Consider the following 25,175-nt stretch of genomic DNA (forward strand, 5'->3'; position numbering starts at 1 on the left):
GCTTTGGTTATTTGTCAGCAAATTTGTTCTGAACACAAAGCGCCCAAAGAAGTCCAGGACTTTCGCTCAGTTCAGAACCGTGCCACGGTTTCTATGGCTGTTACTAATAACCGTGGCACGATTCTGAACTGAGCGAAAGTCCTGAAAACACAACGATTGACAACCGCTATTTTTTCGCTCGCTTTGTGTTGAACAGGTTCGACACCCAAGCCTCCCGATTGACCATGACCCGAAAACTGCTCTTTTTTGTCCTGTTTGTCTGTGTTCAGCACCCAATTATTTTTGCGCAAAATCCAACGGAGTACATCTGGTGGAATCCGGTTCAAAATCAATTTCCGGTTATCGAAGGTCAGGCGTGGCCGAAGGATGTCAAAAATCCGTATGACCGGCTCCCGGCACAGGCAGAAAAGAGCGTTAGGGATGTGGTTTGGAATCTGTCGCATAATGGGGCGGGGTTGCTGATTCGGTTTAAAGCCAGTACCGATCAGCTCGTTGTGCGTTATGCGGTAAGCGGTTCCCATGCCCTGCCGCACATGCCAGCAACGGGGGTGAGCGGAGTAGATTTGTACGCCCTCAACAGCGATGGCGACTGGCGGTGGTGCACTGGGAAATATGCCTTTAAGGATACAATTGAATACCGGTTTACGAATCTGGAGCCGAACGATCAATACCATCAGAAAGGGCGTGAGTACCGGCTGTACCTGCCCCTTTACAATTCGGTTAAATGGCTGGAAATAGGCGTCCCAAAAGGTGTTTCGTTTACGCCGTTACCAACCCGAATCGAAAAGCCAATCGTCGTATATGGCACCTCGATTGCGCAGGGAGCCTGTGCCTCGCGACCGGGTATGGCCTGGACCGCTATTCTGGGGCGAAAGCTTGACCGGCCCGTTATCAATCTGGGGTTCTCGGGTAATGGCCGACTGGAGAAAGAGGTTGTTCAGTTACTACCCGACATCGATGCCAAACTCTACGTGCTGGACTGTTTGCCGAATCTGGTTGCCTCGGTAGGTATTGCTCCTGAAGAGATCAAAAACAGGATCATGGAGTCGGTAAAAACACTTCGGCAAAAACGCCCGGCCATTCCTGTTCTGCTGGTGGAACACGCAGGCTATACCGATGGATCGCTAAATGCCACCCGTCGAAAATTCTATACGGATGCCAATGAACTGATGCGCCAGGCATTTGCTCAGTTGAAAACGGAAGGAATTAACCAGATCTATCTTCTCCCCAAAACGGCACTTAATCTGGAAATGGACGATATGGTCGATGGTACGCACCCGACCGATCTGGGCATGCAACACTACGCTGATGCCTATGAAAAAAGCATCCGTACGATTCTCAATGAGCCAATTGGCCAATACAGTACGACAAAACCCTGTACGCAATTTCGGGATGCCGCGATTTATGACTGGGAAACCCGACACCGGGACATGGTATCGTTAGCCAAAGCAAAACCCCCGCGCATTATTTTTCTGGGGAATTCCATCACACACTATTGGGGCGGCCAGCCACAGGCACCCATCAGCCGGGGAAGCGACTCTTGGAATACCGTCTTAGCTCCATTGGGGACGCAAAACTTTGGCTATGGCTGGGACCGTATTGAAAACGTACTCTGGCGGGTCTATCACGATGAACTCGATGGCTATGCAGCCGCACAGGTCGTTGTCATGATCGGCACAAACAATCTGCAACTGAACTCCGATACGGAAATCATTGAGGGATTGAAATTTCTGGTTAGTGCCATCAAAACCCGTCAGCCGGGGGCCGATATACTCTTACTGGGTATCCTGCCACGTCGTCAGGGAGAAGCCCGAATTCTTGAACTCAACAAAGGAATTGCACAGGCCTCGGGACAATTAAACGTAACCTTCGCTGACCCAGGCACTGTTTTTCTGAAGGAAGATGGTAAAATTGATGAAACGTTTTTCACCGACGGTCTTCACCCGAACGCAGAAGGCTATCAAAAACTGGTCGGCAAACTCACTCCTTTTCTGAAGCCAGTCGAGCAGAGCAACAAACAAAAACGGTAGTGCTCATTTAGCGCTACAATCGCATTCTTCATGAAGAAAACAGCATCCAGTCCGCAAACCTTAGCCGACCAAAAACGGATGAGCAGCAAGCAGTTGTGGCTGTTTAAGGGCGTTGCCTTACTGCTGCCTTTTTTGCTTCTGGCCTTACTGGAGGGTGTTCTACGACTGTTCAATTATGGCCATGATCTGCACCTTTTTGTCGATGATCCGCAGCAATCGGGCTTTCTGGTTATGAACCAGCATGCCTCAGAAAAGTATTTTACAGAAACTGACAATGCTACCATCGGTAATTTTGAACCCTTTCACAAACACAAACCCGACGGTACACTGCGGATTTTTGTCCTGGGCGAATCAACAACAATCGGCTACCCATACATGCACAATGGGTCATTTCACCGCTGGCTGCAATACAGACTCACGCATACCTTTCCGGATAAAGAGTTCGAGATTATCAATCTGGCCTTGACAGCGGTAAACTCCTATACGGTGTTCGGTTTCGCGCAAGAGCTGGCTGCCTACCAACCCGATGCTGTGTTGATTTACACCGGTCATAATGAATACTATGGTGCTTTAGGCGTTGGCTCAACGAATTCAATTGCCCGGAATCCATCGCTGGTTCGATTTGTACTTAAACTTCGTGAGTTTCGGTTCATGCAATTGATTGGACATGCTTTAGCCGGAATTCGGAAAGCGCTATCCGGTCAGCAACCAGATTTGCGGGAAAACCTGATGAAACGGATGGCAGCCGACCAACAGATTCCTTATCAATCGGAGGTGTATCAGCAAGGAATCGAGCAGTATAAAACCAATCTGAACGATCTGTGTCAACTGTTATCGAATCAGAAGATTCCCGTTTTTATCAGCAATCTGGTCAGCAACGAAAAAGATCTGAAACCGTTTATCAGCGCATCAGAAAATCTGGCCAATTCGGCTCAACAGCAATACCAGCTTGCCAGCCAGGCCTATAAAACAGGGGATTTTACTACGGCAAAAAAAGCGTATGTGCAGGCTAAGGAGCTGGATTTATTACGTTTTCGGGCCCCTGAAGCCATGAATCAGGTCATTCGGGAAATAGCTACCCACTACCCCGACGTGACGATCGTTGATACCAAAGCCTACTTTGAAAAACAGTCTGCCCATGGCATTCTGGGCAAAGAAACGTTACTGGAACATGTACATCCCAACTTATTCGGTTATGCATTGCTTTCCGATGCGTTTTATGAGGCACTGAAAAAGCGTAAATTGATTGCTACTGAAGGCAGTCAAGAAATGTCATTCGCGCAGTTAAGGCAGCAAATGCCGATCACGGCTGTAGACTCGCTTCAGGGAGCTTACGAAATGATGATTCTTAAAGAGGGCTGGCCATTTAATGAACCAATGCCGCCGGAGGAAAATCGCCCAAAAACGGTTGAGGAACAGTTGGCAGGAGCTTTAGTCGTCAGGCAATTGTCCTGGCGCGATGCCATGAATCAATTGGCCGCTTATTATGCCAAAGAGAAAAATCCGCTTAAAGCCTTACAGGTGACCGAAGCGTTATCGCTGGAATATCCAAATGATCCAACCCTATACGCTCAGGCTGGCAAACTTTGCGCCACTCTGAATCAGAACGATCAGGCGGTTCTATACTTAAAAAAAGCATTTCAATTAGAAAATACCTTCGAAAAAGCTCAGCAGTTGTTTATCACATTCCTGAAGCTGGATCGGCCGGAAGAAGCGTTGCCTTACCTGAGGTATGCATCAGCCAACAATACGTCTACGTTCAACTTAAACGAACTACAGACGTTTGTTGAGCAACTGATAGAGCTCAAAAAGCAATACGCCAAAGACACCAACAATGTGATTCTGAGCAATCAACTGGCCGCTGGTTATCTTAAATTTGCGAATGCCAGCGCGGCTGCCAAGTATGTAAAAAAAACCTTGCAACAAGACAGTCACAATGCCGATGCGTTACAGTTAAATAAGCAGATTCAGGCGCTCAGCAAATAGGCAGGTGGTCTTCCGCAGGTGAAGTACCTGCTTATAACAGTCTATTAAACGGCATATTAAAACGAACTACTGATGGAGTTTTTAAAGGATTTCTGGCTATTCGTGCGGGAACGCAAGCGATACTGGCTAATACCGCTATTCATTATTTTACTGCTACTTGGACTATTAACTGTATTCACGACAGGCTCAGCATTAGCTCCGTTTATTTACTCTATTTTCTAAAAATCTGATTTAGTCCGATTCGATGGCGGCCGGTAGTAATCTGGTGCTTTATTTCGGCAGGAAACAATTCGTTAATAAAGCTACAGATTCTCCAAAATATCCCGGTAGCCTCTTCCAATCGGAATAGTGGACCCATTAACATCGACCATCTCTGCTGTATAGGAATCAATCTTGCTAATTGAAACGATAAATGATCGATGAATCCGCTTGAAGAGAGTTACGGGCAAAAGTGCTTCAATTTCGTGCGTACTCATTTTTGAAATATACTCTTTTTTCGTCGTAACAATCCTGATATATTCTCGCTGGCTCTCGATATAAACAATCTCCGAAAATAAAATCCTGACCTTCTTTTTCTGCACATTTAGAAAAATAAAATCTTTTACTTCCTGACTTTCTGCTTGTTTATACCTATCTGGATTTCCCGCTTTTACTTTGTTGACAGCTATTAAAAATCGCTCAAATTCATAGGGCTTCAGTAAATAATCTGTCACATTTAACGCAAATCCTTCTACAGCGTATTGATGATAGGCCGTTGTAATAATTACCGCAGGAGGATTGGTCAGTGTTTTCAAAAAATCCATTCCTTTTAAAGTAGGCAGATGAATATCAAGAAACATCAGATCGATTGCATTCTGTCGTAAATAGTCAATGGCAAGAATCGCATCTTTAAAGACCGAACGCAACTCCAAAAATGGTATTTGCCGGATATAATCCGATAAAACTTTTACGGCCAAGGGCTCATCCTCTATAATAATGCACTTTATATTAGACATGGCTGGCAAGATTGATGGTTAACGTAGCGGTAAATGTAGAATCACCCTGCTGAACCGATAAGTTGAAATCGGTATAGAGCAACTCCAGTTGCCGTCTAAGGTTCGAAAGTCCAATGTTTTCTTTAACAGGTAACCCCTCTAAAAATTCTTCCGTAGAATTTCTGACTAAAAAAGCCAGCAGCTGCTTATTTACGGAAAGATGAATATCGACAAAAGGGCGATCCCTGGTTTCTGAAACGCCATGTTTGAAGGCATTTTCCACTAAGGGCATTAGTAAAAGAGGTGGTAAGACCTGAGCCATATCTTCAATTTCATACTTAAAATCGACGGATAAAGATTCGTCATACCGCAGCTTTTCAAGGGCAATATAGTCAGCCATAATTTTCAGTTCCTGTTCAATACGAATATAGTTGCCACTGGTTTCGTAGAGCATAAAGCGCAGTATTTGCGAAAGCCGCAAAATAGACTCAGGGGCCAGGTCTGATTTATCTCTTGCCAGTGAATAGATGTTATTCAACGTATTGAATAAAAAATGTGGATTGGTCTGAGATTTAAGGTAATTTAATTCTGCTTCCTGTTTCTCAATTCTCAGTTGCTGAGCCGCTTCTTTTAGTTTTCTATAATCATACGAATACCGAATAATCCCGAAGAAAATAATCGAAAAAGCGCTATAAGGAAAGTGATTACCTACACCTTCCAACGCCGAAGAATATATTTTAAGTGGAAAATAAATGTCGAATTTAATACCAATATATCGCCAGAAATAAAAACCGAAAGAATATAAAAAAAGATTAGCGGATAAAATAAATGGTGCTATAACAATTCGTTTCCATGTTAATTTTATAAATGGCAAAACATACTCAAAAAACAGAAAATTAATAACAATAAGATAGCCAACCAGCCAGCAATTATTCACTACTCGTTTTAGAAATGTCTCAGGATGGCTTACTAAATCGACAAACAGCTGGAACAATAAATAAGCACCCCCAACCCGGATAAAAAACTTAAACCGCTCCCTATCGATTGATATTTCCATTCTGCTAGATAAACTATAAAAGTCAACAAATCCTTCTTTTTTGTTCTACTGTCAACAGAATGAGTTTTATTATCTACCAAACCCCGAAAAAAGTCAATAGAATACATCGACATTCACTAAAGATACGCTTATAGGTTTTTTATTTATTCGTTTCAGCGGTTGGCCTAATCGGGTTATCTGTTTACCATAACCCGTTGTTGATTGACACTCTCTTTTAGCGCTTTACTCTATTCGATAATCTTGTTAAAAATTCGCAGGATATGAAAAAGAGTCTACCCATTCTCATGGCTATGCTGATGATAGCCGTTCACCTACAGGCCCAGATGGAGCCAATGGCCAGCAATTGGAAAACCTGGTTTATTACATCACCGAAGACCTACCGCTTACCTCCTCCCACTTCCTACAAGGAGGAAACGGCACAGGTATTCTCTAAACAGAACGATCTGGATTCTGCCGGCTGGCAGCAGATTCTATACTGGAATGCAGGGGCACCCGGTTACCGATGGCAGACACTAATGTATAGATTATGGATGACAGATACCACCTACAATGGCGCTCTGGCGAATATGCTGCTAAGTGTCGCCACCTATGACGCTACGATCGTGGCCTGGGATACGAAATATGCCTATAAACGACCTCGGCCTTTTGCAGTCGATAGTCGGATCAAAGTGCACGGACCGAAGCCCGATAGCCCCTCCTATCCCTGCGAACATTCGGTAGCGGCTGGCGTAGCGGTGACGCTCATCACTCATTTCTACCCTTCTATGGCTGAGTCTGTCAATCGGCTGGCGCAGCAACTCATGGCATCACGAATTGCGGCTGGCATTGCCTTTCCCAGCGATACCCGCGCGGGCTTTGAACTGGGCAAACAGATTGCCGAAAAAGAATTGGCCTATACGAAAGGGTTTACGCCTAAAACAGCCTGGGACGGAAAGAGGCCGAAGCAACCGGGCATCTGGAACGGAAAAAAGCCTGCGTCACCACTGGCAGGTCTTAGTAAAACAGTGGTACTGGACAGCAGTAGTCAGTTTCGCCCCGGCCCACCACCCGACTTTGCAAAAGATATGGCAGAACTGAAAAGCTTCAAACCCACTTTTCGCTCGATGGCCAATGCGTTTAATTTTGCGAGCCAACCCTTCTGGGAAGATTTGCTGCACAAAAAAATATTCGAATACAACCTTCACCTGGACCCGCCCCGTGCCGCGCGATTGTATGCCATCGCGGCCATTGGCGTCTACGATGGATTTGTCGCCTGTTGGGATGCCAAGTATGCCTACTGGGGCATTCGACCCGATCAGTACGATACTACCTACCAGCCACCACTGCTAATTACTCCGCCTTTTCCAGGCTACCCTTCGGGACATGCCGCTATCGGTAGTGTAATGGGAGAATTGTATTCGTATTTCTTTCCGGCAGAACGCGCTTATTTCCAGCAGAAAGCCAAAGAAGGGGCAGAATCCCGCTTCCAGGCGGGCATCCATTTCCGCACCGACAATGAAGTTGGTCTGGAAATGGGCCGGAAGGTAGCCGAGAAAATTATTCAGAAGGTAAGAACCGATGGTGCCGACGAGGAATTAATGCTGGCAAAGAAAAAATAGACAGACACTAAGGTCAGCCAGGGTAGTTTCTCATTCCAGCACCAGTATGGAATGAGAAACTGCCTTGGCTGACCATTTTCCGTTTAACGATCTACAGCGATCGTAAATGGTACTCTCATTAGCTTTTATAGGTGCTCAACGTGCTGAATCGATCACCAACATTTATACTGGTTTCTGCTCATACTGGATCGCTTTTATACTGAACCATCTATACTTATTCTGAATTACCCAATAAAGACCCATATATTCGAGAAAACTATACGCTCAACTCCATAAAAAATACGTTAGTTTAGTTGTATGAGCAGTAGCAACCGGACGTACATCAATCGTTCACCATCTCACAGTCAAACGGCTTTTTTTGTAAAACCGGGCTCTATAGTTCGGCAAATCTGGGGCGACGCCGATGTTATTCTGCTGGTCTTTGCCGGATCGGCTGCTGAATTTGCCCTGAATCGGGCGGTAGACTGGCTGTTTTTTACGGGTAAACTGCCCGCCGATCCTATTGCGCGCCTATTCTCAACGGTTCGTTATGCGCAGGAAATCGTGTTTGCTCCCGAAACGCAGGCCCGTCAGGCCATTGCCCGCATGGGCGCTATTCACGGCGGTGTCGAACAAAAACGCGGCTACCAGATTCCGGATTGGGCGTATCGGGATGTGCTGTATATGCTGATCGATTATTCGGAGCGCGCTTATGAAACCTTATACAAACCGCTCACCGATTCTGAGCGCGAAGAGTTGTTTCATACCTTTCGGGAAGTTGGTGCAGGTATGCATGTGCCGAAACTACCGGATACCTACGCCGACTGGCGAGCAGATCGGGAAGCCCACCTTAATCGGGATTTGGTCCGGAGCGATTTCACAGACAAACTCTTTCAGCGATACCGCGAGCAGTTAGGCAGTTGGCGCTATAATCTGCTGCGTCAGGCACAGGCGGTGCTGGTGCCTGAGCAAGTACGATCATTGCTCAACTTACCTCAAAAACCGTGGCTGAATAATACCATTGGCCTGTACAAAATTCTGAATACACTTGGGCTACGATCGATGGTGCAGCGGGCTTTGCTGCCAACGAATTATCTGGAGCAAATTCGTAGCTTAGATGTTCGGTAACCGGGTAAACTGGTATTTGACGATTCATCGAACCAGTTACCACAATTACCCATTACTTTAGTTACTCAATTGCCCAGTCCCTTCGTCATTCTTCATCAACATGGTTAGCGCACCGATCACAACCTCTGTATTTGACCTTTTTAAAGTTGGTCCCGGCCCATCGAGTTCGCATACGATTGGCCCAATGAAAGCCGCATTCGATTTCCGGCAACGGCTGACCGATTTACAAACAGATCTACAGCAACAGGCCGATGCGATTCATGTTCATCTCTATGGTTCACTCAGCGCAACGGGCAAAGGCCACGGCACCGACCGCGCTGTTGTAGCCGGATTACTAGGCTGGCAACCCGAAACCACCGATCCCGATAAACTTCTCGATCTTCTTCGCGACCCAGCACAGGTATATGCCATTCCAGTTGGCAATCGTACCCTTTCTATTGGCCCCCAGCAGATTCATTTTGAGCGTGTTCGTTACGACTCACCCTACCACAACACCATGGTACTTCGTCTGGCAGACGGCGACGATACGCTGTTTTCGGAAGAATATTATTCGGTGGGGGGCGGATTCATTATTCGTAAAGGCGAACCAGAAATAGCACCTGGCAGTTTGTCGGTGCCTTATCCCTATGGGACCATGACGGAGCTAAAAGCTCAACTTATAACGCACAAGATTACCCTGGATGAATTGATGCTGGCCAATGAAGCCGCGTTGACGGGTCGCAATCGAACTGAGATCAACCAACGGCTCGACCAGATTCTGGATTTCATGCACAAAGCCGTCCGACGAGGTCTACGTCACAAAGGTATCTTGCCCGGATCTATCAAACTGAGTCGAAAAGCACCCATTCTGTTTCAGCAGGCCAAAGGCATGAGCCAGTCGTCGGACAGCTTTCTGATTTTCCTGAATGCCTATTGTTTAGCCGCTTCGGAGGAGAATGCAGCGGGAGGTATTGTTGTTACAGCGCCAACGTCAGGCGCATCGGGCGTTATTCCGGGATTAACCTATTTGGCAAAACATCATTTTCACTACGACAAGGCCACCCTTCGGTCGGGTATGCTGGCCGCTGCCGCTATTGGTTTTCTCGTTAAACACAACGCCAGCATCTCCGGTGCAGAAATGGGTTGCATGGGCGAAATAGGAACCGCATCGGCCATGGGGGCTGCATTCCTGACGCGTTGTGCTCAACCCAATGGAACTATTGGTGCCATTGAAGCGGCTGCTGAAATTGGCATCGAACATCACCTCGGTATGACATGCGACCCCATTGGTGGCTACGTTCAGATTCCGTGCATCGAACGAAATGCGATGGGAGCCGTCAAAGCCTATAATGCCTTTCTGCTGGCGACTTCCGGAGCAGCTTCGTTCCAGAAAATTTCCCTCGACTCGGTCATCAAAGTTATGAAGGCAACCGGGCGCGATATGTCAACAAAATACAAAGAGACTTCCGAAGCTGGACTGGCTCTGAGCGCAACTGAATGCTGATCAAGTTAAACAATTGATGGGCTTAAGGTATTTTTAATAAAGTGCGAAATCGAGCACGTTATTTCTCTATGACAAATATCTATACTCCCCAGCAACAACGGGTTCTGCTTATTACCAGCCTGCTTATTATTGGCGGTTTTATTGTAGTGGGGCTAAGCGGCTATGTATCAGCGTTTCTGGGAGCCGGAATTCTTTACGTTGTTTTCCAGCCGTGGTTCAGAGCTCTGACTGTAAAGCGAAAATGGAATCGCTCGCTGGTGACTGCTCTGTTGATTATCTTCTCACTGGTTGTCATTATTCTGCCTTTTCTAACCCTGAGCCTGTTACTGATCGGCCGGATTCAGTACTATAGTCAGCATACGGACGATATTCTGAATTTAGTAAAAAAGGCTGAGGATTTGACTGGTTATCAGATTACGAGTCCGCAAAATATACGATCCATTACACAGCAGGCAGCGAGCTACGCCAGTAAGCTATTGCCCTCTCTGGCAGGTGGGGCCTTAGACTTTATCGTTATTCTTGGCGTGCTGTTCTTCACGTTGTACTATATGTTCGTACAGCAGGAAGACTTTCTGAAAGGCCTACGCAAATACCTGCCCTTCAAACGCGACACGCAGCAGGAGCTGGGTGAATCGCTTAAAAATAACGTAAACGCCAATGTACTAGGCCAATTGCTGGTGTGTTTAGTACAGGGTGTATTAACGGGGGCTACACTTTGGATTTTCAATGTGCCGGATGCGCCTTTCTGGGGAGTTGTGGCTTTTTTTATGGCTTTTGTTCCTGTCCTCGGAACGCCGTTAGTCTGGGGTCCGGCTGGCTTAATCAAGTTGTCTCAGGGCGATACAGGCGAGGGCGTCGGTATTTTGCTGGTTGGTGTCATTGTTATTATCAATATTGACAACCTGCTCCGGATTATGCTGGCCAAACGCATGGGCGATATCCATCCGCTCATTACGCTGGCCGGTATTGTCCTTGGTGTACCAATTTTTGGCATTCTGGGCCTGGTTGTCGGCCCTTTGTTGCTGTCTTATTTCATCGTTCTGATTCATGTATTTGAGCGTGAGAATAAAAAGCAGGAAGAAGAAGTCGTAAAAGATGAAGAACGGCTGGAAAATAAAGCAGAAAAAGCAATAGCAAAAAAGTAACTGGATAGCAAAAAATAAAAGAAGCCGCTAAGCATAACTCAGCGGCTTCTTTTATGAACAATATTGGATCAGCCTTACTCGATAACAACACCCATCGAACAAAACTTATCGATGCGTTGGTTGATTCGCTCGTGCGGATCGATAGCACTGAGTTCAGTCAGGGCTTTCAGAATGACTTTTTTGAGCAGATAGGCCATTTCCTGGTGGTCGTTATGGGCTCCACCAAGCGGCTCTTCGACAATGCCATCCACCAATTTGTAGAGTTCCATATCGCGGGCCGTCAGCTTCATGGCTTCAGCGGCCTGTTCTTTAAAATCCCAGCTACGCCAGAGGATGGTCGAACAGTTTTCAGGAGAGATCACCGAATACCAGGTATTTTCGAGCATCAGCACACGGTCGCCGATGGCAATTCCCAAGGCTCCGCCCGATGCCCCTTCGCCAATGACAATACAAATAACCGGCACGGTCAGCATGAACATTTCTTTAAGGTTACGGGCAATTGCCTCTCCCTGTCCACGCTCCTCGGCTTCAAGACCCGGGAATGCACCCGGCGTATCGATCAGCGTAATAATCGGCTTATTAAATTTCTCGGCTAATTTCATGAGCCGCAACGCCTTCCGGTAGCCTTCCGGGTTGGGCATACCAAAGTTTCGGTGTTGCCGCTGTTTAGTATTCCGTCCCTTCTGTTGCCCAATAATCATGACCGTCTGGTCACCAAGTTCGCAAAAACCGCCAACCATTGCCGGATCATCGCGTACGGTACGGTCACCGTGTAGCTCGATAAACTGATCGCACATCAGCGAAATGTAATCGAGGGTGTAGGGCCGGTCGGGGTGACGAGACAGCTGAACCCGTTGCCAGCGGGTAAGATTCTGGAATATTTCCCGACGTAGTTTGTCGATACTTTGCTCCAGTATATTGACCGCTTCGCTAACGTCTACGTTACTGGTTTGGGCCAATCGTTTGGTTTCTTCCAGCCGCGCTTCGAGGTCGGCAATAGGCTTTTCAAAATCGAGGTATGTTCTCATAGAATGATGAAAAATGTGTAATGAATGATGAATACCAGCCAACCCGTGGGGATATTCGTCATTGATCACACATGATTCATAATTTATAGTTCATCATTTATAATACAAAGCTCTCGCCCTTTTTCGGAATAATGACCTGTGGATACCCTTCTTCAGCGAGTGTGGCTTTAAAGGACTCCATGCTTCCGTATTCGCCGTGGACAAGGAAAATATTTTTAAGTGTTTCCGGCGACTGCATGCCAACAAAATTTATCAGATCGTTCCGATCGCCGTGGCCGCTGAATACGTCGATTTTTTCAATATTGGCCAGTACCTGATGGTCTTTCCCTTTAATGCTGAGTGTTTGCTGGCCGTTCAGTAACCGCCATCCGAGTGTTCCTTCGGCGCAATAGCCGATGATCAGGATTGTTGAATAGGGGTTGCTGATATTTTCGGCAACATGATACTCAACACGGCCGCCCTGAACCATTCCCGACGACGAAATAATGATGCAGGGTTCGCCATAATTCGATACTGCCTTACTGGCTTTCGACGATTCCAGAAACTGAAAGTTCTGGAAGTCAAACAGGGCTTCGTTCTCTTTGTAGAATTCCCGGGCTTCCCGGTTCAGCATTTTGATGTGCTGATTGTAAATTTTAGAACTCTCAAAGGCCATCGGGCTATCTGAAAATACCCGGATTGGCGGAAAATCCCGTTCGGTATAGAGCCGGTTCAGCGTGTACAGTAACGCCTGGGTTCGGCCAACGCTAAACGAAGGAATGATAAGTCGTCCGGGAATGTCAATACAGGTCCGCTGAATAATATCGGCCAGCGCATCTTCGGGCGACATCATATTTTCGTGCAGCCGATTACCATAGGTACTTTCACAGATGAGGTAATCAACCTTTGGAACGGGTTCCGGATCAACCAGCAGGGGGTAATTTTTTCGACCAATATCGCCCGAAAAACAGATGCTTTTCCGTTCACCATTTTCAACCACATTGATAACAATGTGAGCCGCGCCGAGTAAATGGCCCGCCGGAATGAACGTAACATCCACGCCATCGGCCACCCTGAATTTTCGATTAAACGCAATGGGCACTACATTTTCCATTGTTTCCCGAACCTGTCTGTCCAGGAACAGATCTTTCTGCATCTGAATCTGGCGATCTCGAACACGCTGTTTTTTACTGGCGTTCAGGTCGTTGATCCGCTTTTGGTTCAGGGAAGCAGCATCTTTCAGGAGTACATTAGTTAGTGCAAATGTTGGCTCAGTACAAAGAATCTGCCCTTCATAACCTTCCCGAAAGAGGTTAGGCAGATTGCCCGAATGGTCTACGTGAGCGTGGGTCAGCAACACTAAGTTTATGCTTGAAGCCTCAAACGGAAAAAATCCCAGATGAGGAGTAGTTGGGGCGGTCTCCTGTGACCCAGCCTGACCGTTGGAATTAGGTCGCTCCATATCCGACCCACAGTCAATCAGGATGCGGTAATCATCCTCCAGTTCCAGCAGGTACATGCTGCCTGTTACCTGCCGGGCCGCCCCCAGAAACGATAATTTCATGCGTACAGCTTAAAAATCCGATGTCGTTTGTTTGATGTCTCGTAAAGGGTGGGACTTAACACAAGCTAGGTGGTGAGTATTATGTAAGTTTGCAAAAGTACAAAATAGACCCCGAATCGCCTAACTGTCTCTAAACGCACTTTATGCCTCGCTTGCTCTCATTTGTCTTTTCAATCACTTATTTATTCGGTTATTACACGCAGGCAAATCCCATTTCGAATAACCAGCTCCTTGCCGATTCGCTGGCAACCCAGCGTCTTCTGGCCAGAGTTGAAGCGTTTCAGTCAGGGCCTGCTGCCCGGTACGGTACAATAGCCCTGTCGGTTCGCCGGGTGAGCGATGGAACCGAACTCATTGGTTATAATGCACATCAGAGTTTACCATCGGCTTCTACACTAAAACTCATTACTACCGCTACAGCAATGGCCGTACTGGGCAGTAACTATACATATACAACAACGCTGGAATATGATGGTACGATCAAAGACAGCACCTTGATGGGCAATCTGTACATTCGGGGAACGGGAGATCCGTCGCTTGGCAGCTGGCGATTTCCCAATTATTATGATCTGAGTGCCTTACTTAAATACTGGTCAGCAGCCGTTAAAGCAGCTGGCATTCGCCGGATACAGGGAACGGTAGTGGGCGATGCCAGCCTATACGATGAATTAACAACGCCCGACACCTGGCCGTTTGGCGATTTAGGCAACTATTACGGGGCCAGTCTGAGCGCGCTTAATATCAATGAAAATTTATATCGGGTTTTCTTTAAAACAGGTAAATCCGTCAATGTTCCAGCCAGCGTTTTACGTACCGACCCTGCCATACCCTACCTGGCTTTTCGCAATACGGTCGTAACTGATGCAGCCAACACGGGCGATCAGGTCAATATCTACGGTACGCCATTCATGAATCAACAGTGGCTGACCGGTAAGGTTCCGATTGGTGAACCGGCAAACGAATTTAGTGTTAAGGGCTCATTGCCCGATCCAGCTTTTTTTGCCGCTTTCGCACTCCATAGTCAGTTAGGGCAGGATACTATACTTGTCAGTGGTTCACCTAGTTCGGTGGGCGGTGGCTTACCCAATTCCTTTCCGGCTATGGGTAAACGAACGGTGTTAAATCAACACCGCTCCCCCACACTGGTCGAACTGGTTCTGCAAACGAACTTCCAGAGCATTAATCTCTACGCCGAAGCATTGCTTCGAACCACGGCACTGACCCTAAACAAAACGGTTCGTTCGACCAGCGCCAGTATTGATGAATTGATCAAATTCTGGCGAACCAAGGGAATAAACCTCGATGGTTTCCGGATTCGGGATGGGAGTGGATTATCGGCCGTGGGTGCCCTTACCGCCGACAACATGACCAGTATTCTTAGTACAATGGGACGCGAGAAGGCGTTCCCGCAGTTCTATGAAACGATTCCAATCGTTGGGCAGACGGGCACCGTAAAAACACTGGCACGAGGTACAGCCGCAACGGGTAACATTCGGGCTAAGAGTGGCTCAATTGAAGGTGTCCGGGCTTATGCGGGTTACTTCACCGCTGCCGACGGTGAGCGTATGAGTTTTTGCATCCTGGTCAATAAATTTACCCCAGGCCAGAACCGCGCGGTAACTACGGAGCTAGAGAAAATTTTTGTGGGACTGGTTGGGTTGAGCGGGAAGTGAGCAAATCGGGATTCGGTTTATGGTAGTAGGCAGGTAAACTCACCTGCCTACTACCATAAACCGAATTGGCAAACTTAGTCGTCATCTTCGTGGTCGCACACGGTAACGACATTAAACCAGTATTGGCCAATGGCTTTTGTTACTTCACTGAGCCGTTGAAACGTTGGTGGCTTGGTGATAAAACTATTGGCTCCGTTAAAATAAGATGTTTCAATATCGTCTTTAGCATCGGAGGTTGTCAGAACGACAATGGGAATATGACGAAGCTGTTCACTGGCTTTAATTTCGCGTAAAGCCTCCCGGCCGTCTTTTCTGGGCATATTCAGGTCCAGCAAAATCAGCTCAGGGAGCGTATGTGATGAGCCAACATACCGTCCTTTATAATTTAAGAAATCGAGCAGATCTTCACCATCTTCGGCAAACGAAATCCGGCTGGCAGGATAATGTTGATGAAAAGCTTCACGGGTTAGGTAACGATCGTCTTCGTCGTCATCAACTAGCAGAATATGAATAGTTTTCTGTGGGGTTTGATCGGTCATAATCGTATAGTGATTGGCTTTCGGGCAGGACTACGATAAACGTTGTTCCTTTTCCTGGCTGACTTCGGGCAGTGATATGGCCGTGGTGAGAAACAGTAACTCGTTTACAAATAGCGAGCCCGATGCCAGTGCCTTCAAATTCACTTTTGCCGTGCAATCGTTGGAAAACTTTAAAAATATGATCTAAATATTTTTCGTCAAAGCCGATCCCATTATCTTCAACGGTGATCTCGAAGTAGAGTCGGCCGGAAATTAATTCAGGGTATGTCGACCCATCAATGGGATTAGCCTGTATTCGGAGAAGAGGCTGTACATCTGCCCTTGTAAATTTCAGCGCATTGGAAATCAAATTCGTAAACAAATGATCCATTTGGCTTCCAATGGCCTGAATCATTGGCAACTGGCCAACTTCTAGCCGAACGTCCAACCCTTTAATCCGTAGCTCCTGATCATCTAATATCCGTTGAACAATCGTAGCTAAGGCAACAGGCTTAAACTCTTCCTGGTGATTCGAGATCCGAGAAAAATTCAGGAGATCTTTAATCAATTTCGACATCCTTTCGGCAGAATGAACAATTTTGTCCATAAACATGAGGCTGTCGCCATCGAACAGGTTGCCGTATCGATCTGTGATCAGATTAGCAAAGGATTGAATCTTCCGGAGCGGCTCCTGCAGATCATGACTGGCAACGAAGGCAAATCGTTCCAATTCTTCATTAGACGCTTCTAACTGACGAATCTGCTCTTTAAGTCGCGACTCATAGGCTCGAAGCTGATCTTCATTCTGTTGCCGACTCGCCAGTTCCTGCTCCAGTAAACGATAGGAAATTACCAGTGAAAGAAACGTGAGTAATGAAAGCGTAAAAATAATGATGAGCGTATTACGAAACGATCGGGCGGCCTGCCGATTTCGCATCTCCATCAGGGTCCGTTCCGTATCGACCATGATGGCTACATGGCGCCGAAGGGCATCCATACGCAACCGGCCCTCAGTGCTCAGTTTCAGCACAATCGGAACTTTAGCCATTCTGTTTTTGACCCGCATCTGGGAGACTTCCAGCTTAGCCTCCACCAACTGATCGAGTAAGGTAGTTCGCTGAACCTGCAATGCGTTATCACCCATGAGCGCGTGCAATTGCTTCAATCGGACCGGTAATAGGGTCAGCGCAATTTTGTAAGGCTCCAGGTATGTCGTATCATTTGTCAGAACATAGCCCCGTGAGCCCGTTTCAACATCTTTCACCAGTGATAGAATAGTCTCCAGCGAGCCGACCACTTCATAGGTATGACGAACTCGTTCTGTATCATTCCCATACTGATTATAACTGTAGAATGACAATGTAAAGCCCGACGCAATTAAAACCATTGCCACAAAGAACCCGAACGCAATGCGTCGATTCATGATCTTTGGAGCAACCTGATGAAGAATTTTCATGACGTCGAAGAACTCTTTACACTGCAAATATAAATAAAGAAATGGGCAAACTTGCCTTTAGAGGTAGGTGTGCCCTGGCCTGAAAAAGCCGCAATTCTTACAGTGTTTCAACAACAAGATTATGGTTTGTATAGATACAGATATCTGCCGCTATGTGCAGGCTTTCCCGGACCATTTCTTCGGCAGATAGCGCCGTTGCGTGTTTCTTGAGCGCTACAGCGGCCGACTGCGCATAGACACCACCAGACCCAATAGCTGCAATATCGTTATCCGGTTCAATCACATCACCCGTACCCGATATCATCAACAGATCTTCTTTAGAAGCTACAATCAACATCGCTTCCAGTTTGCGCAGATACCGATCAGTACGCCAGTCTTTAGCCAGTTCGATGGCGGCTCGCTTCAGATTTCCGCCATACGCATTTAGCTTCTCTTCAAATCGCTCAATAAGGGTAAACGCATCGGCGGTTGAACCGGCAAAACCGGCCAGAATTTTACCGCCCATCAAAACGCGTACTTTACGGACGTTACTTTTGGCAACTGTGTTGCCCATGGTGGCCTGGCCATCGGCGCCAAGCGCGACATGGCCATTGTGCCGAATACCAACCACCGTAGTGGCATGAATGTTGGGTTGCATGAAATAAAAATTGTCAGCTTATATAACGTACTAACGACCGTTTACGGTTCATCGTTATGTTACCCGCGGTTTGTTTAGTAGCTGACTGGTAAAAACTACCTATCCTGGTCAGTCAGCAAAAAAGTGTAAATAACAACCTATATAGCCATACGCTTATTCCTGAACTTCGGCGAATGGAATGGGACGATTAACACTTTCTTCCAGGGAAATAAACGTTTCAGTACGCTGAATACCGGCAACTTTCTGAATTTTATCGTGCAATACTTCGCGAAGATGCTGGGTATCCCGGCAAACGATTTTAGCAAAAATACTGTAAATCCCAGTTGTATAATGAACGTTGACAACCTCCGGAATCTTTTCCAATTGCTCAGAAACTTCGCCGTAGAGCGAACTCTTGTCGAGGTAAATACCCAGAAATGCACTGATATCCCAGCCAAGCTTGGTATGATCGATAACCAGTTGCGATCCGCGGACAATGCCCATTTGTTTGAGTTTATTCATACGGACATGCACGGTGCCTCCAGATACGAAGATTTGCTTACCAATTTCGGTATACGCCATATTGGCATCCTTCATCAGTAAGTTTAGAATTTTAAGGTCTGTATTATCAATTTCTAAATTTTTCTCGGTCATTTTTAGTTTGTTTTTGATAAATATCAACAATAATACCTAATTTTTGAATAGGATGTAAATTTTTCGAAATTTTCATGTAAAATTTGCAATGAATCAGGCCCATCCATTATCTTTGTATTGTCAAGTTGATCGAGCGGGGTCACACGCCGGTCTTCTTGATATTTTTCCTCACACTGTAGGATGTCGAAATTGGCAGACGTGCCCTCCTGTCTCGGGGGTGGTGATAAGGGATAAACGCAGCATAATGCCGCCTGCAAGGGCGACTGGGGTTGACCACCAGAGTTGTACTGTGGCTAACTGCACCGTGGGCGGTTCGAGTCCCCCTCCTACAGCATTTGGTTTTTAGTTTGTTGATGAAGTGTAATTGAACACGCCGGCTCCACGATGAGTCCGGCGTTTGTTTTTTTGTACCCGTCCTTATCTGACCAAAACGCGGACTTTTTTGCTTATTTTTGCAGTTTATCAGTAAAGACTCCTCCGTTTTATAACGTGAAACATATTCGTAATTTTTGCATTATTGCCCACATTGATCACGGCAAAAGTACACTAGCCGACCGCCTGCTGGAATTTACCAAGACTGTAGGGTCCCGCGATATGCAGGCTCAGTTGCTCGACGACATGGACCTGGAACGTGAGCGGGGTATTACCATCAAGAGCCATGCTATTCAAATGGACTATATGTACAACGGTGAGTTGTACACATTAAACCTGATTGATACGCCGGGACACGTCGATTTTAGCTATGAAGTGTCGCGGTCGATTGCCGCCTGCGAAGGTGCGCTGCTTCTCGTTGATGCCTCGCAGGGTACAGAAGCCCAAACCATTTCCAACCTCTATCTGGCGCTCAACAACGATCTGGTCATTATTCCCGTTCTGAATAAAATTGACCTGCCCGGCGCTATGCCCGAAGAAATTAAGGATGAGATGGTCGACCTGCTGGGTTGTGATCGCGACGACATTATTCCGGCATCGGGTAAGGAAGGTATTGGCGTTCCCGAAATCCTGGCGGCCATTGTCGAGCGGATTCCCCCACCGAAAGGCGATCCTGACGGTTCGCTGCAAGCGCTGATTTTCGACTCACACTTCAACTCCTACCGGGGTATTGAGGTTATTTTCCGGGTCAAGAACGGCCGCATTCGCAAGGGCGACAAGGTAAAATTTATGAACACAGGCAAAGAGTACTTTGCCGACGAAATCGGAACGCTACGCCTGACCCAGGAACCTAAAGACGTCATTGAATGTGGCGACGTTGGATACCTGATCTCGGGAATTAAAGTAGCGAAAGAAGTGAAGGTGGGCGATACCGTTACCACCATCGACAATCCCGCCAGTAGTGCCATTCAGGGTTTCTCAGAGGTTAAACCAATGGTATTTGCCGGCATATATCCGGTAGAAACTAGCGAATTTGAAGACCTGCGCGACGCCATGGAAAAGCTCCAGTTGAACGATGCAGCACTGGTTTGGGAGCCCGAAACGTCGGCGGCTCTGGGCTTCGGATTCCGGTGCGGTTTTCTGGGAATGCTCCACATGGAGATTGTACAGGAACGGCTGGAACGCGAGTTCGATATGACCGTTATTACCACTGTACCGTCGGTACGGTTTGAGGTATTGACCACCAAAGGTCAGGAACTTCAGGTGTCGGCACCAGCCGAAATGCCCGAACCGAACCTGATCGACTACATTGAAGAGCCCTTTATCCGGGCGCAGATCATTACCAAGGCCGAGTATGTTGGCGGCATCATGAGCTTGTGTATGGACAAGCGTAGCATTCTCAAAAACCAGGTTTACTTGACCGCTGATCGGGTTGAACTTCAGTTTGAAATGCCACTGGCGGAGGTTGTGTTCGACTTTTTCGATAAGCTCAAGACGATCTCCCGCGGCTATGCTTCCCTCGATTATGAGTTTATGGACAACCGTGAATCCGACATGGTAAAGCTGGATGTGATGCTCAATGGTGATAAAGTCGATGCCTTATCGGCCATCGTTCACCGGTCGAAGTCCTATGAATGGGGGAAGAAATTGTGCGAAAAGCTTCGGGAGTTAATTCCCCGCCAGCAATTCGAAATAGCCATTCAGGCTGCTATTGGCCAGAAAATCATTGCCCGCGAAACGCTGAGTGCCCTTCGCAAAGACGTATTGGCGAAGTGTTATGGCGGTGATATTTCCCGGAAGCGCAAACTGCTCGAAAAGCAGAAGAAAGGGAAGAAGCGAATGCGCCAGGTTGGCAACGTCGAGATCCCGCAGGAAGCGTTTATGGCCGTATTGAAGATCAATTAACGTATTGAATACACTTAATTTTGATGCTCAGGGGCATCTCTTTCCCTATGATCTGATTGAAACAGAATGGAAGCCATTCGCTGATACATTCGGCTGGAACGATCACCGTCATACATTAATTGAGCTGTTCTATTCATTTTTAAATAAGCTTAATGATCTATCTATCAATGAGTTTACTTTATGGATTGACGGAAGTTTCGTTACGCGGAAAGAACATCCGAATGATATTGATGCCGTAGTTGTTCTTCCAACACCAATATATCGACAATTTGAAAAGCATTTAAGGACATTAAGGGAGCAGTTTGACGGTTTAGATATATATTTTGTGCGATTGATAAGTGAAGAAGAACCCGATTACTTCCTCTATGTTTCAGACCGTGCGGAGTGGCTATTCCAATTTACTATGACCAAGCCGGATCGGGTTACACGACGGAAATTTCCAAAAGGCTTTTTACAACTAATTTGGAACAATGAATCGGCGCTCCAACGTACATAGCGAAATTGTTGACGTTCTCAATCGGATTGAGCGGCTTAATGAGTTGGTTCAATTACATAAGCAACAACCACTTGTTGATACGTTGACGGTAGAAGGCTATGAACGGCTACGCGAACAATATATAAACCAGTTGGAAGAGCTACTGGCCTCCTTAAACATCAAGGCAGAAATACATCTTAAAGCCGCCTAAACCTAAAATCTGGTCGGCACAACGTCGAGATCCCGCAGGAAGCGTTTATGGCCGTATTGAAGATCAATTAAGTTAAAAAGCCCCATCGTTAATCGGTGGGGCTTTTTACATGGCTTTTGCCCGGCTTTATTGGCTTACTACCCGAATTCCTGCTTTTACCTCAGCCACTTTCTCTCGTAAAACAGCCAGCGAATCGTCCATAACGGTTACATGCCCCATCTTGCGGAACGGTTTCGTGATCGCTTTCCCATAAAAGAACGGGAACACGCCCGACATAGTCAGCAAATCCTCCAGCCCCTCATAAATTGCTGGACCCGTGAAGCCATCTTCGCCAAGTAGATTGACCATAGCCGCTGGCTGATAGGATGTTGTATCGCCAAGTGGGTAATTAAGAATAGCGCGCCAGTGCTGCTCAAACTGAGAGGTGACATTAGCCCGAATCGTGTGGTGACCGCTATTGTGTGGGCGCGGTGCCACTTCATTAATCAACACATTTCCAGACTTGTCGAGAAATAATTCTACGGCCAGCAAACCCACAATTCCGAATGCTTCGGCAGTTCGACGGGCAATGTCCTGCGCCTGCTGGTTGATCGATTCAGAAACTTCGGCCGGTGCAAATAAATATTCGACCAGATTCAGCTCAGGATGGAATACCATCTCAACCGTTGGGAAAGTCTGAACCTCGCCCCGTTCGTTACGGGAAACGATCACAGCTAGTTCTTTCTCAAAATCGACGGCTTTTTCGAGAACACCTGGTGCATCGAACGCTTTACCAACATCGGTTACCGATGTGATCCGCTGAACTCCCCGACCATCATAACCATCCCGGCCAAGTTTGTGAAAAGCCGGAAAAAAATCGGGCTGGTGAATTTCCAGCAAGGCTACATCAGCGCGATTTTCGGTTAGTATAAAATCAGCCGTGGGTAAATTATGCTTATGGTAAAACTGTTTCTGGAGTCGTTTATCCTGAATAATCCGGATAACAGAGGGTTGCGGAAACACTTTCTTCCCTTCCCGCTCAAGCGCTTCGAGTGCATCCACATTAACGCGCTCGATTTCGATTGTCAACACATCGACCGACTGCCCAAATTGGTAAACCGTGTCATAGTCGGTCAGCAAACCCTGGGTAAATTGCGTACATAGATTACGGCAGGGCGCTTCGGCGTCGGGGTCGAGAATATGAACACGGAGGTTCCAGTCTATGGCGGCTTGCAGTAGCATCAGGCCAAGCTGCCCCCCGCCAAGAATACCAATGGTAGGTGTCAAGAGAGTAATTGGTTGAATTGTAACTGGGTAATTAGTCGAGTGAGCAACTAAACTGCAAAATTACCTCAATCAACCAATTCCCCTAATTACCGGCTTACCTTAATTACCTGCCTTGTCGATTCGTTAATCTTTCCGCTTAATGTCAGCACCACCCGACTCGCTCTTGGCCAGCACTTTAGCTGATCCGTAGTAGTATATATCTGCACCACCCGATGCCTTCATACTTAACTCTTTAGTCGCGTTGACATATACGTCGGACCCGCCCGATGAGTTGGCATTGCAGGTTTCTACGGTCAGTTTACGCGCGTCTAGATCGGCGCCACCAGAACCGCTTGCATTGAGCGTGCGGGCCGAACCCTGCAAGGTAGCATCTGCCCCACCCGAGGCTGACACGTTCAGTTCGTCGGCTTTGAGGTCCAATTTTACATCCGATCCTCCCGATGCTTCAAGGTGCAAATCCTTGAACGACAGGGTGCCCTGGCCAAAAACATCGGCCCCACCCGATGCCTGGAGGTTACTTAACTGCTTAAATGTTAAGTACGCTTTTACGTAATTATTACGGCCAAAATTCCAGTTCATCATCCCTTTCCGGTCAATGTAGAGCTTTAGGACACCGTTTTTGACTTCAGATTTTACCTCGTCTTCGTCAATTCCTTTAACTTCGAGCGTTAGTTTTTCAGAACCACCCTGGGTTAGGTAAACATCGATACCACTGCTAACGCTTAATCCCGTAAAATTCGAAACAGGGCGGTCTTTTTTCCAATCAGTCGTAGCGGAGTTCACTCCTGAGGCTACCAGTATTAGCGATAAAACTATCGTTTTCATATATTAAGAAAAGAGTTGATTTATGTGAAGATGCAGGAAATGGTCGTTATGTTGCATAATCGTCCGAAAATTCTGTCCGGTTTCAATGGCAGCTCTGTCCGCTAACGGACGGAAAAACAAAGGCTTATGACTACAAATTACTCATAAACAATGATTTACAAAACTGGCACGACACTTGAGCCAACACAAGAACGAACCCAGGTTCGCCTAGAGCAGGTAGGAATTAGGCATAGGGCGTATTGATTCTAGAACCTTAACTAACGCATTTCAAAGATAATCGATTATGATTCAGCTTAACAACGTCTCTAAATATTACCCTGCTGGCTTTGGCCGAATCTATGTATTGCGCAATATAAGTCTCGACATTGCACAGGGAGAGTTTGTATCCATCATGGGTCCGTCAGGCTCAGGAAAGTCTACCTTACTCCATATTCTGGGATTGCTCGAAGAACCATCGGAAGGCGAGTATCTATTTGAAGACCAGCCGGTTCAGAAACTCTCTGAAAAAAGACGAACCGAGCTTCACCGGACTCAAATCGGGTTCGTGTTTCAGGCTTATCACCTGATCGACGAACTGACCGTTTATGAAAACATCGAAACTCCGCTGCTCTACAAAGGACTAAGCGGATCAGAACGCAAAAGCCGGGTTGCCGAACTCCTCGACCGCTTTAATATTGTTGCCAAAAAAGACCTGTTCCCGGCTCAGTTATCGGGTGGTCAACAGCAACTAGTCGGTATTGCACGCGCCCTTGCGGCTGAGCCATCGGTCATTTTCGCCGATGAGCCAACCGGCAATCTCCACTCCGATCAGTCTCGCGACATTATGGAAATATTTAGCGAGTTGAATAAAAAAGATGGTGTCACGATCGTGCAGGTAACCCACTCTGAAGCGAATGCAGCTTATGGAACACGAATCGTACGACTGAAAGACGGCTGGCTGGAGCCCGAAGTGGCGAAAGAAGCGCATTGATCAGCCATACATAATAGCTCAATGAAAAAGGGAATTGGCACTAACGTTGCTAATTCCCTTTTTCATTGGTCGCTTTTAACGATTCACAACCAAAGAGTTGAATAATTCAAACAATTTCCTTCACTAAAATCATAAACAATTGATTTTTAACGACTTGTTAATTAAAAAATTAACTCATTATAATCTCGTCCACCCAAGTTTGCTCCGTCAAACAACGCAACGCAATCAATTCGAATGAAACACAATTACGGGAACGAGGTCAGATTCAGGAAATTATCATGGA

The 25,175-nt window shown here is 46.7% G+C and carries 22 protein-coding genes; 12 read left to right on the forward strand and 10 right to left on the reverse strand.

The window, feature by feature from the left end; translation table 11 throughout:
- Positions 1-224 precede the first annotated feature (224 nt).
- The 3 genes from G8759_RS29190 to G8759_RS36055 all read left to right on the forward strand — a co-directional run bounded on the left by G8759_RS29190 (position 225) and on the right by G8759_RS36055 (position 4,238).
- Positions 225-2,030 (forward strand): SGNH/GDSL hydrolase family protein, encoded by a 1,806-nt coding sequence (locus tag G8759_RS29190; protein ID WP_167216329.1) that lies wholly within the window; start codon positions 225-227, stop codon positions 2,028-2,030.
- Positions 2,031-2,060: 30 nt separating this feature from the next.
- Entirely contained in the window at positions 2,061-4,016 is a 1,956-nt protein-coding gene (locus G8759_RS29195; RefSeq protein ID WP_232073984.1) for a GDSL-type esterase/lipase family protein, read from the forward strand.
- Positions 4,017-4,088: 72 nt separating this feature from the next.
- Complete coding sequence (locus G8759_RS36055) at positions 4,089-4,238, forward strand: DUF5989 family protein (RefSeq protein WP_232073985.1); 150 nt, start codon at positions 4,089-4,091, stop codon at positions 4,236-4,238.
- 80 nt (positions 4,239-4,318) lie between these two features.
- Here the strand turns inward: G8759_RS36055 and G8759_RS29200 are convergent, their stop codons facing one another.
- Complete coding sequence (locus G8759_RS29200) at positions 4,319-5,011, reverse strand: LytR/AlgR family response regulator transcription factor (RefSeq protein WP_167216331.1); 693 nt, start codon at positions 5,009-5,011, stop codon at positions 4,319-4,321.
- Positions 5,004-5,927, reverse strand: coding sequence for a sensor histidine kinase (locus G8759_RS29205; RefSeq protein ID WP_197933054.1), 924 nt, complete (start codon positions 5,925-5,927; stop codon positions 5,004-5,006). Before G8759_RS29205 ends, G8759_RS29200 begins: the two co-directional genes overlap by 8 nt.
- A gap of 380 nt (positions 5,928-6,307) precedes the next feature.
- On the opposite strand from G8759_RS29205, the gene G8759_RS29210 reads away from it, so the two are divergent.
- From G8759_RS29210 to G8759_RS29225, 4 genes are all read left to right on the forward strand, one after another.
- Positions 6,308-7,645 (forward strand): phosphatase PAP2 family protein, encoded by a 1,338-nt coding sequence (locus tag G8759_RS29210; protein ID WP_167216335.1) that lies wholly within the window; start codon positions 6,308-6,310, stop codon positions 7,643-7,645.
- Positions 7,646-7,942: 297 nt separating this feature from the next.
- Complete coding sequence (locus G8759_RS29215; RefSeq protein WP_167216337.1) at positions 7,943-8,752, forward strand: oxygenase MpaB family protein; 810 nt, start codon at positions 7,943-7,945, stop codon at positions 8,750-8,752.
- 100 nt (positions 8,753-8,852) lie between these two features.
- Positions 8,853-10,235 carry an L-serine ammonia-lyase gene (locus G8759_RS29220; RefSeq protein WP_167216339.1) on the forward strand — a complete coding sequence of 461 codons (1,383 nt, stop codon included), beginning with the start codon at positions 8,853-8,855 and terminating at the stop codon, positions 10,233-10,235.
- Positions 10,236-10,303: 68 nt separating this feature from the next.
- A complete protein-coding gene (locus G8759_RS29225) occupies positions 10,304-11,380 on the forward strand; it encodes an AI-2E family transporter (RefSeq protein WP_167216341.1) in 1,077 nt (358 codons plus the stop codon).
- Between the two features lie 74 nt (positions 11,381-11,454).
- Here G8759_RS29225 and G8759_RS29230 read toward each other — a convergent pair whose 3' ends face one another.
- Both G8759_RS29230 and G8759_RS29235 read right to left on the reverse strand, forming a co-directional pair.
- Entirely contained in the window at positions 11,455-12,408 is a 954-nt protein-coding gene (locus G8759_RS29230) for an acetyl-CoA carboxylase carboxyltransferase subunit alpha (RefSeq protein ID WP_167216343.1), read from the reverse strand.
- Positions 12,409-12,505: 97 nt separating this feature from the next.
- Positions 12,506-13,951, reverse strand: a complete 1,446-nt coding sequence (locus G8759_RS29235; protein ID WP_167216345.1) for an MBL fold metallo-hydrolase RNA specificity domain-containing protein — start codon at positions 13,949-13,951, stop codon at positions 12,506-12,508.
- A 143-nt stretch (positions 13,952-14,094) separates the two neighbouring features.
- Between G8759_RS29235 and dacB the strand changes: the two genes are divergently transcribed.
- Positions 14,095-15,624, forward strand: coding sequence for a D-alanyl-D-alanine carboxypeptidase/D-alanyl-D-alanine endopeptidase (dacB, locus tag G8759_RS29240; protein ID WP_167216347.1), 1,530 nt, complete (start codon positions 14,095-14,097; stop codon positions 15,622-15,624).
- Between the two features lie 74 nt (positions 15,625-15,698).
- Here the strand turns inward: dacB and G8759_RS29245 are convergent, their stop codons facing one another.
- The 4 genes from G8759_RS29245 to G8759_RS29260 form a co-directional block, all read right to left on the reverse strand.
- Positions 15,699-16,163: a response regulator gene (locus tag G8759_RS29245; protein WP_167216349.1), complete on the reverse strand. Its 465-nt coding sequence runs from the start codon at positions 16,161-16,163 to the stop codon at positions 15,699-15,701.
- A complete protein-coding gene (locus G8759_RS29250; protein WP_232073986.1) occupies positions 16,117-17,598 on the reverse strand; it encodes a sensor histidine kinase in 1,482 nt (493 codons plus the stop codon). Before G8759_RS29250 ends, G8759_RS29245 begins: the two co-directional genes overlap by 47 nt.
- A 97-nt stretch (positions 17,599-17,695) precedes the next feature.
- Entirely contained in the window at positions 17,696-18,235 is a 540-nt protein-coding gene (gene hslV / locus G8759_RS29255) for an ATP-dependent protease subunit HslV (protein WP_162386793.1), read from the reverse strand.
- 153 nt (positions 18,236-18,388) lie between these two features.
- Complete coding sequence (locus G8759_RS29260; protein ID WP_162386794.1) at positions 18,389-18,868, reverse strand: Lrp/AsnC ligand binding domain-containing protein; 480 nt, start codon at positions 18,866-18,868, stop codon at positions 18,389-18,391.
- A gap of 489 nt (positions 18,869-19,357) precedes the next feature.
- Between G8759_RS29260 and lepA the strand changes: the two genes are divergently transcribed.
- Genes lepA through G8759_RS29275 form a run of 3 tightly spaced genes read left to right on the forward strand, consistent with a single transcriptional unit; the run spans position 19,358 to position 21,831 of the window.
- Positions 19,358-21,145, forward strand: a complete 1,788-nt coding sequence (gene lepA / locus G8759_RS29265; RefSeq protein WP_167216351.1) for a translation elongation factor 4 — start codon at positions 19,358-19,360, stop codon at positions 21,143-21,145.
- Positions 21,146-21,149: 4 nt separating this feature from the next.
- Positions 21,150-21,641, forward strand: coding sequence for a DUF6932 family protein (locus G8759_RS29270; RefSeq protein ID WP_167216353.1), 492 nt, complete (start codon positions 21,150-21,152; stop codon positions 21,639-21,641).
- A complete protein-coding gene (locus tag G8759_RS29275) occupies positions 21,616-21,831 on the forward strand; it encodes a hypothetical protein (protein WP_162386797.1) in 216 nt (71 codons plus the stop codon). Before G8759_RS29270 ends, G8759_RS29275 begins: the two co-directional genes overlap by 26 nt.
- A gap of 126 nt (positions 21,832-21,957) precedes the next feature.
- Here the strand turns inward: G8759_RS29275 and G8759_RS29280 are convergent, their stop codons facing one another.
- Positions 21,958-23,052: a 5-(carboxyamino)imidazole ribonucleotide synthase gene (locus G8759_RS29280; protein WP_232074325.1), complete on the reverse strand. Its 1,095-nt coding sequence runs from the start codon at positions 23,050-23,052 to the stop codon at positions 21,958-21,960.
- A 168-nt stretch (positions 23,053-23,220) separates the two neighbouring features.
- Positions 23,221-23,922, reverse strand: a complete 702-nt coding sequence (locus G8759_RS29285; protein ID WP_167216357.1) for a head GIN domain-containing protein — start codon at positions 23,920-23,922, stop codon at positions 23,221-23,223.
- Positions 23,923-24,205: 283 nt separating this feature from the next.
- Here G8759_RS29285 and G8759_RS29290 point away from each other — a divergent pair, with 283 nt between their 5' ends.
- A complete protein-coding gene (locus tag G8759_RS29290) occupies positions 24,206-24,892 on the forward strand; it encodes an ABC transporter ATP-binding protein (protein WP_162386800.1) in 687 nt (228 codons plus the stop codon).
- Positions 24,893-25,175: the final 283 nt, after the last annotated feature.

Origin of the sequence: Spirosoma aureum (assembly GCF_011604685.1) — a bacterium.
In the GTDB taxonomy this organism is placed as follows: domain Bacteria; phylum Bacteroidota; class Bacteroidia; order Cytophagales; family Spirosomataceae; genus Spirosoma; species Spirosoma aureum.

Bases quoted from the DNA above. Each gene is read 5' to 3' on its own strand.
- G8759_RS29235 (WP_167216345.1), bottom strand. From the start codon at position 13,951: ATGAAATTATCGTTTCTGGGGGCGGCCCGGCAGGTAACAGGCAGCATG.
- G8759_RS36055 (WP_232073985.1), top strand. From the start codon at position 4,089: ATGGAGTTTTTAAAGGATTTCTGGCTATTCGTGCGGGAACGCAAGCGA.
- hslV (WP_162386793.1), bottom strand. From the start codon at position 18,235: ATGCAACCCAACATTCATGCCACTACGGTGGTTGGTATTCGGCACAAT.
- G8759_RS29195 (WP_232073984.1), top strand. From the start codon at position 2,061: ATGAAGAAAACAGCATCCAGTCCGCAAACCTTAGCCGACCAAAAACGG.
- G8759_RS29200 (WP_167216331.1), bottom strand. From the start codon at position 5,011: ATGTCTAATATAAAGTGCATTATTATAGAGGATGAGCCCTTGGCCGTA.
- G8759_RS29260 (WP_162386794.1), bottom strand. From the start codon at position 18,868: ATGACCGAGAAAAATTTAGAAATTGATAATACAGACCTTAAAATTCTA.
- G8759_RS29275 (WP_162386797.1), top strand. From the start codon at position 21,616: ATGAATCGGCGCTCCAACGTACATAGCGAAATTGTTGACGTTCTCAAT.
- G8759_RS29285 (WP_167216357.1), bottom strand. From the start codon at position 23,922: ATGAAAACGATAGTTTTATCGCTAATACTGGTAGCCTCAGGAGTGAAC.
- G8759_RS29190 (WP_167216329.1), top strand. From the start codon at position 225: ATGACCCGAAAACTGCTCTTTTTTGTCCTGTTTGTCTGTGTTCAGCAC.
- G8759_RS29250 (WP_232073986.1), bottom strand. From the start codon at position 17,598: ATGAAAATTCTTCATCAGGTTGCTCCAAAGATCATGAATCGACGCATT.
- G8759_RS29230 (WP_167216343.1), bottom strand. From the start codon at position 12,408: ATGAGAACATACCTCGATTTTGAAAAGCCTATTGCCGACCTCGAAGCG.
- G8759_RS29290 (WP_162386800.1), top strand. From the start codon at position 24,206: ATGATTCAGCTTAACAACGTCTCTAAATATTACCCTGCTGGCTTTGGC.
- G8759_RS29210 (WP_167216335.1), top strand. From the start codon at position 6,308: ATGAAAAAGAGTCTACCCATTCTCATGGCTATGCTGATGATAGCCGTT.
- G8759_RS29245 (WP_167216349.1), bottom strand. From the start codon at position 16,163: ATGACCGATCAAACCCCACAGAAAACTATTCATATTCTGCTAGTTGAT.
- G8759_RS29280 (WP_232074325.1), bottom strand. From the start codon at position 23,052: ATGCTACTGCAAGCCGCCATAGACTGGAACCTCCGTGTTCATATTCTC.
- G8759_RS29225 (WP_167216341.1), top strand. From the start codon at position 10,304: ATGACAAATATCTATACTCCCCAGCAACAACGGGTTCTGCTTATTACC.
- G8759_RS29220 (WP_167216339.1), top strand. From the start codon at position 8,853: ATGGTTAGCGCACCGATCACAACCTCTGTATTTGACCTTTTTAAAGTT.
- G8759_RS29215 (WP_167216337.1), top strand. From the start codon at position 7,943: ATGAGCAGTAGCAACCGGACGTACATCAATCGTTCACCATCTCACAGT.
- dacB (WP_167216347.1), top strand. From the start codon at position 14,095: ATGCCTCGCTTGCTCTCATTTGTCTTTTCAATCACTTATTTATTCGGT.